This is a genomic window from Acinetobacter sp. ANC_7512, assembly GCF_056779935.1.
Window position 1 is genome coordinate 1 of sequence record NZ_JBWYIX010000001.1, and the last position, 14,755, is coordinate 14,755.

At 38.6% G+C, this 14,755-nt stretch carries 12 protein-coding genes; 9 read left to right on the forward strand and 3 right to left on the reverse strand.

From position 1 onward, the window contains the following. The 7 genes from AC1M9H_RS00005 to AC1M9H_RS00035 form a co-directional block, all read left to right on the forward strand. A partial coding sequence (locus tag AC1M9H_RS00005; protein ID WP_481612468.1) for a VCBS domain-containing protein occupies positions 1–2,279 on the forward strand: 2,279 nt, incomplete at its 5' end. Between the two features lie 492 nt (positions 2,280–2,771). Then, entirely contained in the window at positions 2,772–5,003 is a 2,232-nt protein-coding gene (locus AC1M9H_RS00010; protein ID WP_092766105.1) for an NADP-dependent isocitrate dehydrogenase, read from the forward strand. 235 nt (positions 5,004–5,238) lie between these two features. Beyond that, positions 5,239–7,443: an OsmC domain/YcaO domain-containing protein gene (locus AC1M9H_RS00015; protein WP_092766263.1), complete on the forward strand. Its 2,205-nt coding sequence runs from the start codon at positions 5,239–5,241 to the stop codon at positions 7,441–7,443. A 235-nt stretch (positions 7,444–7,678) separates the two neighbouring features. After that, entirely contained in the window at positions 7,679–7,795 is a 117-nt protein-coding gene (locus AC1M9H_RS00020) for a hypothetical protein (protein ID WP_092766106.1), read from the forward strand. 451 nt (positions 7,796–8,246) lie between these two features. Then, positions 8,247–9,566 (forward strand): NCS2 family permease, encoded by a 1,320-nt coding sequence (locus AC1M9H_RS00025; RefSeq protein WP_481589776.1) that lies wholly within the window; start codon positions 8,247–8,249, stop codon positions 9,564–9,566. A gap of 73 nt (positions 9,567–9,639) precedes the next feature. Next, on the forward strand, positions 9,640–10,638 hold the full coding sequence (locus AC1M9H_RS00030) for an adenosine deaminase (protein ID WP_481612469.1): 999 nt from the start codon (positions 9,640–9,642) through the stop codon (positions 10,636–10,638). 130 nt (positions 10,639–10,768) lie between these two features. Further along, positions 10,769–11,092 carry a hypothetical protein gene (locus tag AC1M9H_RS00035; RefSeq protein ID WP_481612470.1) on the forward strand — a complete coding sequence of 108 codons (324 nt, stop codon included), beginning with the start codon at positions 10,769–10,771 and terminating at the stop codon, positions 11,090–11,092. Positions 11,093–11,104: 12 nt separating this feature from the next. Here AC1M9H_RS00035 and AC1M9H_RS00040 read toward each other — a convergent pair whose 3' ends face one another. After that, positions 11,105–11,662 carry a cytochrome b gene (locus AC1M9H_RS00040; protein ID WP_481612471.1) on the reverse strand — a complete coding sequence of 186 codons (558 nt, stop codon included), beginning with the start codon at positions 11,660–11,662 and terminating at the stop codon, positions 11,105–11,107. 203 nt (positions 11,663–11,865) lie between these two features. Here AC1M9H_RS00040 and AC1M9H_RS00045 point away from each other — a divergent pair, with 203 nt between their 5' ends. Together AC1M9H_RS00045 and rnhB are read left to right on the forward strand one after the other, a co-directional pair. Continuing rightward, positions 11,866–12,246 carry a hypothetical protein gene (locus tag AC1M9H_RS00045; RefSeq protein WP_180027580.1) on the forward strand — a complete coding sequence of 127 codons (381 nt, stop codon included), beginning with the start codon at positions 11,866–11,868 and terminating at the stop codon, positions 12,244–12,246. 66 nt (positions 12,247–12,312) lie between these two features. Next, positions 12,313–12,879: a ribonuclease HII gene (gene rnhB / locus AC1M9H_RS00050; protein WP_481612695.1), complete on the forward strand. Its 567-nt coding sequence runs from the start codon at positions 12,313–12,315 to the stop codon at positions 12,877–12,879. Between the two features lie 66 nt (positions 12,880–12,945). On the opposite strand, the gene csrA is transcribed toward rnhB, so the two are convergent. Then, the gene (csrA, locus tag AC1M9H_RS00055) at positions 12,946–13,200 is read right to left on the reverse strand and encodes a carbon storage regulator CsrA (protein WP_035265869.1); all 255 of its coding nucleotides are present in this window, start codon (positions 13,198–13,200) and stop codon (positions 12,946–12,948) included. 244 nt (positions 13,201–13,444) lie between these two features. Beyond that, positions 13,445–14,725 carry an aspartate kinase gene (locus AC1M9H_RS00060; protein ID WP_092766113.1) on the reverse strand — a complete coding sequence of 427 codons (1,281 nt, stop codon included), beginning with the start codon at positions 14,723–14,725 and terminating at the stop codon, positions 13,445–13,447. Between the last annotated feature and the right edge of the window lie 30 nt (positions 14,726–14,755).

The window sequence follows — 14,755 nt, forward strand, 5'->3', positions numbered from 1 at the left end:
TAGGTAATCCTGGTGAAGATGTCCCAACACCTGCAACCAATGTGGATACATTACCGCCAAAAGCGCAAGTGACGATTACGCCAGATGGTCAAATCATTGTGACTTATCCTGATGATATTGATCCTGATTCGATTAATACCGATAAGATCGTGGTCGAAGGTCCAAATGGTCCAATCACAGTTCCATTTGATGAAGCTGTGAAACAACCAGATGGTTCTTATGTGGTGACAGGTCAAGTTCCACCGAATGTTGATGCTGACATCACTGTGACTGTACCAACTGACTCGTATGCTGATGATGCAGGTAACCCAGGTAAAGAAGAGGTCACAACACCTGCAACCAATGTAGATACATTGCCACCAAAAGCGGAAGTGACTATTACTCCAGATGGTTCGATCATTGTGAAATATCCAGATGATGTTACGGATTCAAGTAAAAATCCTGAAGACATCATCGTGAAAAATCCGTCTGGTCAAGTGATTCCAAATCTTGAATTTGAAGAACAACCAGATGGCAGTTATATCACAAAAGTTCCGCAAGGTATTGATGGCAATATTACTGTGCTTGTTCCAGGTGAATATATCGATGATGCTGGTAATCCAAGCGAAGATGTTACTGTTACTGGAAAAGTTGACACGGTTCCGCCTAAGACACAAACTGACCGTGCTTCAGTGATTGAGGCTGGTGTTAATGATCCTGGTATTCCTGTAGCAGAAGGTAATGTTCTTGTTAATGATGAAGCAGGTACCTTAGTGACTGGCTTTGTATTTAATGGAACTACTGTTGAAGCAAATCAAAGTATTACAACTAAATACGGTAAATTGACGATCGATCAAGATGGTCAGTACATCTATGAGTTGGATAATACCAATCCTGATACTCAAGCTTTGCAGAAAGATCAAGAAGTATCAGAAACAATTACTTATACTATTGTGGATGAGCGTGGCTATGAAAGTACCAGCACATTAACGATTGATATTACTGGTCGAAATGATGCACCGGTAATTGAGCAGAAAGAAGCTGCAATTATTCCTGTTATTGTAGGTAATAATAGCAATGGCAGCTTCGAAAATGGCAGTTTAAGTGATAGCAACAGTGGAGGTACAAATCATAAGACACACACCTTTAACTTTAATATTGGCAATACTCAGGATACAAAAACTACGCAGGTAGTAGTTAACCTGGAAAAACTGGATAACTCGTTTGCAATTAAAGTAAATGGTACTTATATCCATATTAAAGAAGTTTTCCAGGTGCAGGATAATGCTTTAACAACTCCTCAAGAGGTTGCTTTGAAGTTTGCGGATGGAACATGGTTGTCAAGTGGTGCACCATGGAATGCTAACTCGAATGGTCTGCCAAGATTCCAGATCATTATGAATGAAGATGGAATCCGATTCTTTGCAACGCGTAGCACTAGTTCAACGCAGCTTGAAGAAATCTTCTATGATGCTAGTGAGGAGAGTGGTCTTCGCTTACCTGATTTCAAGGTAGGCAGTAATACTATTGATATTATTAATATTGATGGTGTAGGTGTGGATGCGATGAAAGGCTATATGACAGTCACTAGCCGAGGGAAATTTAGTCTTGATGATGTTGATAGTGCAAATCTATCAAAAGTTGAAATCGCGGTAAAAAACTATGTTTCAGGTGATGAATTTATTCCAGTACTTCCGAAAGGGATCACTGCGACTCAAGCTAAGGTAGGGAGTGATTGGGTCATCACACTATCTGGTAAAGCAAGTAAAGAAGATTACGAAGATGCTCTAAACAGCTTAATGTATCGTGATACTACTACAGGTAATAAGTCTATGACGATTACGCTTGTAGATGACCAAGGTGCACAAACTCAGCTTTCGGGTAATCTGAATTATTCTACTGCGAATAAGCTTACTACGTTGACTCAAGCAGATTTCACAACTAAAGCTGTTGCTAAAGCAAATCTTTTGAATATTGAGTCTGAAGATTATCTTATCCATTCAATATTAAATAAAGATTTTGATCTGGATCAGGATATTAATGCGGAAATTGATAACTTTACATTAGGTAGTCAAGATAGTATCGATATCATGGCATTGCTCTCTGATGAGGCAACTGATGCTAACTTATCTGAGTTTGTAACGGTTGACTATAATTCTGATAGTAAAGAAGCTGTGATTTCAATTGATCGTGATGGCGAAGGACAGACTTATCAAAGTCAGCATTTTGTAACTTTGTTAAATCAACATTCAAATGTATCCTTGGATGATTTGATAAATAATCATCAAATTATCTATTGATAAAAAAATACCGCCCATCAGGGCGGTATTTTTTAAATTAAAGAAAATTAAAATGATTAAATTTGATATTAAATTATATATTTTAAGTATAAATACCCAAAATGCTTTAATCTAAATATTGGGTATTTCCGTAATTTATTAATATACCTGTACATTAACACTTACAATAACGCCCGAAATGTACGCTTTTGCCATCCTGTTTAAATATGAGACACGTATAATGTTCATATTACAGGGAAGTTGAGATCAACGTTCATTACCAGTTCTTCACTTTTCATTCAGAAGTAATGAAATTCATACAGTATTATCAAACTAAAGATGGATACTATTTTGTATGTTATTTCATCAAAATAGCGTACTAAAAGCTTATTTCATTGACTGAAATGCGACGAAGAACGATACTCTCAACGTTTTAATTTAAGCAAATCGGTTCTAAGAGACTGGACCAAAAGTTCGGTGCTCTGTAACTCAATCCAAAGCAAGGGGCTATATATGGCTGGTGGAAAGTCAACTATCATCTACACACTGACCGACGAGGCGCCATTACTGGCGACTTACTCACTACTGCCGATCATTGAGACCTTTACTAAGCCTGCTGGTGTTGAGATTGTAAAAACTGACATCTCAGTTGCAGCACGCGTGCTCGCTGAATTCTCTGAATACCTTAGCGAAGAGCAGAAAGTATCAGACAATCTTGCAGAATTAGGTCGTCTTACACAAGATCCAGACACAAACATCATCAAACTTCCAAACATCAGTGCATCTGTAGCTCAGTTGACTGCATGTATCAAAGAGCTTCAATCAAAAGGCTATGCAATTCCAGATTATCCTGAGAATCCTACGACTGAAGAAGAAAAAGCACTCAAAGCACGTTTTGGTAAATGCTTAGGTTCAGCAGTAAACCCAGTATTGCGTGAAGGGAACTCTGACCGTCGTGCGCCTGCTGCAGTTAAAAACTATGCGAAAAAACACCCACATTCTATGGGTGAGTGGAAACAGTGGTCACAAACTCACGTTTCTCACATGGATGAAGGTGACTTCTATCACGGCGAAAAGTCTATGACTTTAGATCGTCCTCGCAATGTGAAAATGGAACTGATCACCAATTCTGGTGAAACCATCGTTCTTAAAGACAAAGTTGCACTGCAAGACGGCGAAATCATCGATTCTATGTTCATGAGCAAGAAAGCACTTTGCGACTTCTATGAAAAAGAATTAGATGATTGTAAAGAAGCGGGCATCTTGTTCTCTTTACACGTTAAAGCAACCATGATGAAAGTTTCACACCCGATCGTATTCGGTCACTGTGTGAAGATTTATTACAAAGAAGCGTTCGAAAAACACGGTAAACTGTTCGACGAACTAGGTATTAACGTAAACAACGGTATGGCTGGTCTTTACGAGAAGATCGAAACTTTACCGACTTCTTTACGTGAAGAGATCATCGAAGATCTACACGCATGTCAAGAACACCGTCCCGCTTTAGCAATGGTGGATTCAGCAAAAGGTATCACTAATTTCCATTCTCCAAACGACGTGATCGTAGATGCTTCTATGCCTGCAATGATCCGTGGTGGTGGTAAAATGTGGGGTGCTGACGGTAAGCCTTACGACTGTAAAGCAGTAATGCCTGAATCTACATTTGCGCGTATTTACCAAGAAATGATCAACTTCTGTAAGTGGAATGGTAACTTCGACCCACGCACAATGGGTACTGTACCTAACGTTGGTCTAATGGCTCAAAAAGCTGAAGAATACGGTTCACACGACAAAACATTCGAAATCGCGCAAGCTGGTGTAGCTAACATCACAGATATCGAAACTGGCGAAGTTTTAATGTCTCAAAACGTGGAAGAAGGTGATATCTGGCGTATGTGTCAGGTGAAAGATGCACCGATCCGCGACTGGGTAAAACTAGCTGTAACACGTGCACGTAACTCTGGTATGCCAGCAATCTTCTGGTTAGACCCATACCGTCCACACGAAAACGAATTGATCAAGAAAGTTCAAAAATACTTAAAAGATCACGATACAGATGGTCTAGACATCCAAATCATGTCTCAAGTACGTGCAATGCGTTACACACTTGAACGTGTTGCTCGTGGTCTAGATACAATCTCTGTAACGGGTAACATTCTACGTGACTACCTCACTGACTTGTTCCCAATTATGGAGCTTGGTACTTCTGCGAAAATGCTGTCTATCGTGCCTTTAATGGCGGGTGGTGGTATGTACGAAACCGGTGCAGGTGGTTCAGCACCTAAACACGTACAACAACTTGTTGAAGAAAACCACTTACGTTGGGATTCTTTAGGTGAGTTCCTTGCACTCGCTGTTTCACTTGAAGAGCTTGGTATTAAAGAAAACAACCCTAAAGCTAAACTTCTTGCGAAAACATTGGATGCTGCAACTGGTAAATTACTTGACAACGACAAATCTCCATCACGTCGTACAGGTGAGTTAGACAACCGTGGTAGCCATTTCTATTTAGCTAAGTTCTGGGCTGAAGAATTAGCAGCTCAAGACGAAGATGCTGAATTAAAAGCGACATTCTCTACTTTAGCGAAGACTTTAGCTGAAAATGAAGAGAAGATCGTTGCTGAACTTGCAGAAGTTCAAGGTAAATCTGTTGATATCGGTGGTTACTACGCAATCGATCAAGAGAAAGTAAATGCAGTTATGCGTCCAAGTGCAACTTTAAATGCTGCTATTGCAAGCATCTAATAACACTTAATTTGAACTGAATTTCAGTTTGGCGGATTAAAAAAAGCTGGTACTTCGGTACCAGCTTTTTTTATTAAAATTTTTGTAAATAAAACACTGATAACGCCCAATTAGAGAGAGCTTAAGGGGAGGATTTAAAAAACTTTCATTCAATTTGCAAGCATTTCTGATTACAATGCGTTTTAATTTATTTTTAACTTATCTAGCTGTTTGGATAAGTTCTGTAGGTGCCTGCATGGAAATCAAAGTCAATTATCTCGACAATCTTCGACAGGAAGCAAAGTTCGACGATTTCACGGTTATTGCCGATCAACCTATTCGTTATAAAGGTGATGGATCTGCGCCAGGCCCATTTGACTATTTTCTTGCGTCTTCAGCATTATGTGCAGCTTATTTTGTAAAGGTGTATTGTGCTGCACGAGATATTCCTACAGAAAATATTCGATTATCCCAAAATAATATTGTTGATCCAGAAAACCGTTATAAACAAATTTTTAAAATTCAAGTCGAATTACCCTCAGATATCTCTGAGAAGGATCGACAAGGTATTTTACGTTCAATCGACCGTTGCACTGTAAAAAAAGTGATTCAAACAGGTCCTGAATTTGTTATTGAGGAAGTTGAAAGCATTGATGCGGATGCTCAAGCTTTACTTATGCCAAATATTGCCAAGGAAAATGTGACTGTTATTCCGGGCAAAGATTTGCCGCTTGAAGAAACGATTGCCAACATGTCTGCAATTTTGGCGGGCTTAGGGATGAAGATTGAAATTGCGTCTTGGCGGAATATAGTGCCAAACGTATGGTCTTTACATATTCGCGATGCACAAGCGCCAATGTGTTTTACCAATGGTAAAGGTTCAACGAAAGAGAGTGCCTTAGCATCTGCATTAGGCGAGTTTATTGAACGTTTGAATTGTAATTTCTTCTATAACGACCAATTTTGGGGTGAAGAAATCGCAAATGCTGAATTTGTGCATTACCCAGATGAAAAGTGGTTCCAACCAGGTCCAAATGGTGAATTGCCATCAGAAATTTTAGATGAATATACACTTGAAATTTACGATCCTGAAGATGAGTTATTAGGCACACATCTGTACGACACAAATTCTGGCAATATTGAGAGAGGTATCTGTTCATTACCATTTGTGCGCCAGTCAGACGGTGAGATTGTATATTTCCCTTCAAATTTGATCGAAAATTTGTATCTGTCAAATGGTATGAGCGCAGGAAATACCTTGGCTGAAGCACAAGTACAATGTTTATCTGAAATATTTGAGCGTGCGGTTAAGCGCGAAATTTTAGAGGGTGAAATTACCCTGCCAGATGTACCTGAACATGTTCTAGCAAAGTACCCAAAAATAGTTGAGGGTATTAAGGGACTTGAGGAGCAAGGTTTTCCAGTGCTGGTCAAAGATGCTTCATTAGGTGGGAAATTCCCAGTCATGTGCGTGACATTAATGAATCCAAGAACGGGTGGCGTTTTTGCATCATTCGGGGCTCATCCAAACTTTGAAGTTGCATTAGAACGCAGCCTAACAGAGCTTTTACAAGGTCGTAGTTTTGAAGGTTTAAATGACTTACCACGTCCTACTTTCAATAGCCATGCCCTGACAGAACCAAATAACTTTGTGGAACACTTTATTGATTCATCGGGCGTTGTATCTTGGAGATTCTTCAGTTCGAAATCTGATTATGATTTCGTAGAGTGGGATTTCACCAGTCAGGGTGAAAATACAAATGCTGAAGAAGCTGAAAAGATGTTCAATATCCTAAAAGAGATGGGTAAAGAAGTTTACATGGCTGTATACCAACATTTAGGTGCAACTGCATGCCGAATTCTGGTGCCAGGATACTCTGAGGTGTATTTGGTTGAAGATCTGGTTTGGGACAATACCAATAAAGCTTTAGCCTTTAGAGAAGATATTCTTAACTTACATCGTTTAGATAATGAACAGCTCGAAGCTTTGCTAGAGAAACTTGAAGAAGTTGAAGTGGATGACTATACCGATATTATTACCTTGATTGGTGTTGAATTTGACGATAATACGGTGTGGGGTCAGTTAACTATTCTTGAATTAAAACTATTAATTAACTTAGCTTTGGAAAATTTCGAAGAAGCGAAAGACCAAGTAGAACAGTTCTTACAATACAACACCAATACTGTAGAGCGCGGTTTATTCTATCAATGCATGGATGTCGTTTTAGAAGTATTGTTAGATGAAGAGATGGAAATTGAAGACTATGAACCGAATTTTAGACGTATGTTCGGTGATGAGAGAGTTGATGCTGCAATAGGCTCAATCGAAGGTGATGTGCGTTTTTATGGATTGACGCCAACCAATATGCAACTTGAAGGTCTCGATCGTCATTTAAAACTTATTGAGAGCTATAAGAAGCTTCATGCTGCCAGAGCACGTTTTGTTTCTCAACAAAATTGATCGAATGAAAGGCCACTATGAAGAGTGGTCTTTTTATTTTAAAGATCAGCAAATCGATGCATCTAGTTAGGGTGCTCAATTTTTTATCATAAAATGAAGTTGTTATGAAAAGTACTGATAGTATTTATTAAAAATAGTAATTTATTGATATTTAAGGGAAATAATTCTATTTAACTGGTATTATTAGCTAAATGCATTATCATAGTGCATGACGAGTTAACTTAAGGCGAGCATTATGAATTTCTTGAAAAAAAAGAATAAAGCAAGTTTCGTTTTCTTTATTATTACTGCGTATTCCTGTTTGGGCTTTGGATTAGGTTACCTAATTTGGGAATACCTCCAAATGAAATAATGTTCATATTGATCGGTAAGAGTGCAAATTTAGAAAGTATTCACTGTTAGCAAGCTTAATTTACTTTACCATTTAAAATTAAATGATCTAAAAATCATCAGTGATTTTTTAAGGGGTATATTTAAATTTATATTTTTTAACGTGATTTAAATAAAGATTAAATTTTAGCGTTTTATAACCTATGACTGTGTATTCAGCCCTTCAAATTCAGTCTATGTTATAATTAAAAATATATCCCGATAGATCGAATTGTCTAGCGACTGTTCAATTGATAGATCATCATATCAAAGCTGCTTTATTGCAGCTTTTTTAATTGTGCTTCAATTTATCGGAAATTTCATTTTGGTACGTTTATTGAATGCGTCATCTGAGCTACATTTGCCAATGAATCATTGAATAAATGATCTAAATAATTTTTACGACTCGCTCGATCTTAAGCAGGGGCTCGACAATGACAAATCCAAATTCTTCAGCGGGTTTGCTTGAACGCTTATTTAAACTAAGCGAAAACAAAACAACTTTTCGAACTGAAATGATTGCAGGGATGACGACATTCCTGACAATGTGCTACATCATCATTGTCAATCCAATGATTCTGTCTGAAACAGGAATGGATCATGGTGCGGTATTTGTTGCGACATGTTTGGCAGCAGCAATTGGTTGTTTTGTCATGGGTATTATTGCCAATTACCCAATCGCATTAGCTCCGGGTATGGGCTTAAATGCATATTTCACCTATTCGGTATGTTTAGGAATGGGTGTGCCTTGGCAAACCGCTTTAGCTGCGGTATTTGTGTCTGGTCTGGTCTTCATCGCGATCAGTATGTTTAAAATTCGTGAAGCGATCGTGAATGCCATTCCAATGTCTTTAAAATTGGCTATTGGTGGTGGTATTGGTTTATTCCTAGCATTAATCGCTTTGAAAAATGCTGGCATCATTGTGGATAATCCTGCGACTCTAGTGGGTTTAGGTGATTTAAAACAACCAACCGTTCTCTTAGCCTTATTCGGTTTTTTGATGGTTGTTGTTATGCATCACTTTAAAATACGTGGTGCGATTATCATTAGTATTTTAGTGCTGACTGCAATCTCAACATTCCTAGGATTGAGTGAATTTAAAGGTGTGATTGGTCAAATTCCTTCAATTGCACCAACATTCATGCAAATGGATTTTGAAGGCTTATTTACCGCAAGTTTAATCGGTGTAATTTTTGTGTTCTTCTTAGTTGATCTATTTGATTCAACAGGAACGCTGGTTGGTGTTTCACATCGTGCTGGTTTACTCAAAGATGGCAAATTACCACGTTTGAAGAAAGCTCTGTTTGCCGACTCTTCAGCGATTGTTGCTGGTGCTGCATTAGGTACATCATCAACGACACCATATATTGAGTCTTCTGCGGGTGTAGCAGCAGGGGGGCGTACAGGTCTTACAGCGGTAATAGTTGGCTTACTTTTTATTGCTTGTTTGTTCTTAGCACCGTTGGCTCAATCTGTTCCTGGATTTGCAACTGCACCAGCCTTACTCTTTGTAGGGGTATTGATGATTCAGGGTATTACACATATTGATTGGGATGATATTACTGAAGCGGTTCCTGCTTTCTTAACGATCGTGTTTATGCCGTTCACTTACTCAATCGCTGATGGTATTGCCATGGGCTTTATCAGTTATGCGTTGGTGAAGTTACTTACTGGTAAAGCATCTACGGTGCCATACATGGTATGGATTATCGCAGTATTATGGGCGCTGAAATTTGCAATGTTTGGCGGCTAATTTTTAACAGTTTTTAAAAGGGTGTAAACTCAGTTTGCACCCTTTTTATTTTTTGGTTTCATGAGGAGTAGCAATGAACCGTGTTGAGTTAATTAAAGCTTTACCTAAAGCTGAGCTTCATGTCCATATTGAAGGGACATTTGAACCTGAGTTGATGTTTGCCATTGCTCAGCGCAATGAAATTGCAATCCCATATCAATCAGTTGAAGAAGTCAAACAGGCTTATAATTTTCACAATCTGCAATCATTTCTAGATATTTACTATGCAGGTGCGAATGTATTGATCAATGAGCAAGATTTTTATGATCTTGCATGGGCATATTTTGAAAAATGTGCAGAAGATCGAGTGGTTCATACTGAAATGTTTTTTGATCCGCAAACCCATACGGATCGTGGTGTGTCATTTGAAACGGTAATTAAAGGCTTAAAACGAGCTTGCCACGATGCTGAGGTAAAATTAGGCATCACAACTCATTTGATTATGTGTTTCTTACGTCATTTGAGTGAAGAGGCAGCATTTGAAACACTTGAACAAGCTTTACCTTACAAAGACCAAATTATTGGGGTAGGGTTAGATTCAAGTGAAGTTGGGCATCCACCTTCTAAATTTGAAAGGGTATTCACAAAAGCGCGTGATGAAGGATTTTTGGTTGTTGCTCATGCAGGTGAAGAAGGTCCAGCAGAATATGTTTGGGAAGCTTTGGATGTACTTAAAGTGAATCGTATTGATCACGGCGTACGCTCTGAAGAAGATCCAAAGTTGTTGGCGCGTTTGATTGCTGAAAAAATGCCTTTAACGGTTTGTCCATTATCAAATTTAAAGCTTTGTGTTGTAGATGATATGGCAGATCATAATATTCGCCGTTTGTTACAGCAGGGTGTGCATGTAACCGTCAATTCAGATGATCCATCTTATTTCGGTGGGTATATGAATGATAACTTTATTGCGATTGCTGAGGCCTTAGATTTAACAAATTATGAATTAAAGCAACTCGCTATAAATTCATTTGAAGCATCGTTTATTTCCGATGTGCAAACACAAAAGTGGAAAGATAAAATTCTCGCAACTTAAAACAGTTAAACTTGTTTATGTAAAATACTGGAAGGTGGGGGCAAAATCCCACCTTTGGTTTAATATGCTTTAAACAATAGAGCCGAATGTGATGTTGAAATTGAAGTCTTTGTTTTGCCTGAGTCTGCTAATGTTGCCCGTAGTTATCGCGAATGCAAATACGACATTGACACAGCGTATATTAAAGCCTGTCATCCAGTATCAATGTGAGCGTGAAGTCGACCATTCAAAAATATGGAAAATAACGCCATATTTAATGAATGAAGAAAACAAAAAGAAATTAAAATTAGAAACCTGTGATTGTGTATCAAATCATGCTTTAAAAGATATTCCGGCTCAGGAACTTGCCAAAGCAACAGTTAACGAAGATATCAAGCAAGAAGTCATTCGAAAAGCCATGTTGAATAGCCTAAAAGCATGTGTGATTAGCTCTAAATCTAAGTCAGAAATTTAGAGCCGTACTCAATCAATCTTTAGGTTGTTTGGTCATGCTGTCTAAGACATGATCTTTATCTATAAAGTGATGCTTTAATGCCGCAGCAATATGTCCGAGTAAAAGTAAACCTGCAGCCCAAGAAATCCAAATATGAAGTGGTTTTACAATTTCAGTTACTTGAGGATTCTCACCTATTAAAGCAGGTAGATCAAATAAGAATAATACTGGTGCAGGGTAGCCGAGACTCCAACTCCATAAGCAACCCGTAATTGGTAAAGCCAGAAGCATAAAATAAAGTCCAAGATGCCCTAAATGTGCGAGTTTTTTCATAAGGGGAGACATTGTCTCTGGTAACTCGGGTGCAGGATGAGTGTAGCGCCAAAAGATACGAACCACGACCAGAAAAATAATGGTGGTTGCAATATTTTTGTGAAGCGTGATGACGTCACCTTTGAAGCTACCATCTACTTCATAACTTAAAAAATTGCCGCTATAAAAGCCGATCGCCCACGCCGTGATAAAAATAATCGCCATGACCCAATGCAAGACTTGAGCTGTACGTGTGTAATATTTGGATTTATTATTCATGATATAAACTTATGATTGAATTTCGCACATAATAATTTAAGCATAAATTATTTATAAGTATTGAAATGGGACACAGTGTTGAAAATATGCAACGGAATGCGACTTATAACTGAACATATAGTCGGGAAATACAAAAAATCTATTTCTTCATGATGTTACATTAGGCAAAATAGCTCAATTCGTAAGATCATAAGGACAATACTGTGAAAAAATTAATCGCTTTACTCGCACCAATGACATTAGTGCTCGGAGCTTGTGCTACAGGTACAACAGGGACATCATCACCTGCCGCAAATACCACTCAACAGTTAGGTTCGGCTGCACTTAAAATTGCGATCAATGCAAAATGCACAACTGAATTGAACAATATTTCTGCGTGGAAAACTGCAACGAAATTAATGACTGCAGAGCAGAAAGAAAATATCCAAGGTGAAATTTGTGGATGTGTAAGTGAAAAAGCTCCTCAAAGCGTAACTACGGTTGATTTGGCTACAGCAGCGATTGATCCAACAGCACGTGCAACAATCGTCAGCAATATCGTGACTAAAACTATTAATGAATGTGTAGCTGAAGCTGTACGTTAATTTTAAAGATATATGAATAGGCTGATTTTGATCGGCCTATTTTTTTAAGGATAAATTAGGAAAATGATGTTGATTGCTGGTGCTGATGAAGCAGGGCGCGGTCCACTGGTGGGATCGGTCGTTGCGGCTGCTGTAATTTTGGATCCTAACAATCCGATTCTTGGGTTAAATGATTCTAAAAAACTCAGTGAAAAGAAACGTGAAAAATTATTTATAGAGATCAAAGAAAAAGCACTAGCTTGGGCTATCGCTGAAGCGAGTCATCACGAAATTGATGAACTCAATATATTGAATGCTTCGTTGTTGGCAATGCGTCGTGCCGTTGAACAATTGACTGTGCAACCACAACATGTATTGGTTGATGGTAATAAAATTCCCCAAGGATTGAGTATGAGTTGTGATGCTGTAGTTGGAGGAGATGCATTACATCCAGAAATTTCTGCTGCCAGTATCCTGGCTAAGGTGACACGTGATCATCAAATGTTAGAACTTGATTCTAAATATCCTCAGTTTGGTTTTGCAAAACATAAAGGCTACCCGACCAAAGCTCATTTTGAAGCGATTGCACAGTTTGGCGTGGTTGAAGAGCACAGGCGTAGTTTTGGTCCAGTACGCAAATCATTGGGACTTTAAACAGCTTAAACACCAAAAATTTAAAGCGGCTAAATTTAGCCGCTTTAGTCACAAAATCATTTCTAATCAACGATTGAAATCATTTTGAGTGTAATTCTCTTCTTCGTAAGAAGGTTGGTAATCTTGGTCAAGATGTTGCAAGTGCTCATGCATCGCACGTTCATGCTGAATTCGTTGATAGATTTCTTCACGATGTACAGATACTTCTTTAGGCGCATTCACACCAATTCGCACTTGGTTACCTTTTACACCAAGTACAGTGACACTGACTTGATCCCCAATCATTAATGTTTCACCAACACGACGGGTGAGAATCAGCATGTTTATCTCCTTGCTTAAACGCTAAACCTGCGATAGTTTTTTCAAAAAGTGAAAATAACAACCTCGGCACCACGAAATATTTTAATAGATAAATGTGACGAATTTAACCATTCGCACAGGACTATTGAAATTATCCCATAAACCTCTAGACCTAATATAACAGAGCCACTATAGGAAAAACTATAGTGGCTCTGAATATTTCTTCATCAAGTATGCATTGTTTCTGCTAACTCATGGCAGAAAATTAAGCACGTGCGCTAGACTCACCATGTTCGCGGTCAAGACCAAACGCAGTGTGAAGTGAGCGAACAGCAAGCTCTAAATAATTTTCTTCAATAATAACAGAGATTTTGATTTCAGAAGTTGAAATCATCAGGATATTGATGCCTTCATCAGCAAGTGCTGTAAACATTTTACTTGCAACACCAGCATGAGAGCGCATACCAACACCTACGATAGATACTTTTACAATATCATCACGTGTTGCAACTTCACGAGCACCGATTGCTTGAGCAGTTTCTTCAAGAATTTTTTTAGCTTTAGCAAGTTCACCACGATTGACTGTGAATGTGAAGTCAGTTGTACCATCTTCTTCAACGTTTTGGATGATCATATCCACTTCGATATTAGCATCACCAATCGGTTTTAAAATTTTAGATGCAATACCAGGAAGATCAGGCACACCTAAGATAGTTAATTTAGCTTCGTCACGGTTAAATGCGATACCAGAGATAATTGGCTGTTCCATGTTGTCTTCCAATTCAGTAGTGATAAGTGTTCCGACGTTGTTTTTAAATTCTTCGTCAAATGCGCCATCATTTTCATTGTCGAAGCTAGATAGTACGCGTAAAGGGACTTGATATTTACCCGCGAACTCAACAGAACGTATCTGTAAAACTTTAGAACCAAGAGAAGCCATTTCAAGCATTTCTTCAAAAGAAATACGATCAACTTTCTTCGCTTTTGGTGCAACACGTGGATCTGTTGTATATACACCATCCACATCTGTATAAATTTGGCATTCATCCGCTTTGAGTGCAGCTGCTAATGCAACACCAGAAGTATCAGAACCACCACGACCCAAAGTTGTTGTGTTTCCATTAGCATCAAAACCTTGGAAACCTGCAACAACGATGACACGACCAGCATCTAATTGTTCAGTCATGACATCTGTATCAATTGATTCAATACGTGCTTTTGTGAATGAGCTGTCAGTTTTAATACCAACTTGGCGTCCAGTCAAAGATTTCGCTTCCACACCGATAGAATTCAGTGCCATTGCTAACATTGAAATCGTTACCTGTTCACCCGTTGAAACCATTTGGTCTAATTCTCGTGGGTCAGGGGTGTCGGTAATGGCTTTCGCTAAAGCGAGTAGGCGATTAGTTTCACCACTCATTGCTGATACAACAACCACAACCTTGTGGCCGTGATCATGCCAACGCTTTACACGACGAGCAACATTTAAAATGCGCTCAGGAGTACCCATTGAAGTACCGCCATATTTTTGAACGATTAATGCCATAGTTGTTCCATATAAACCATGACCTTGAAG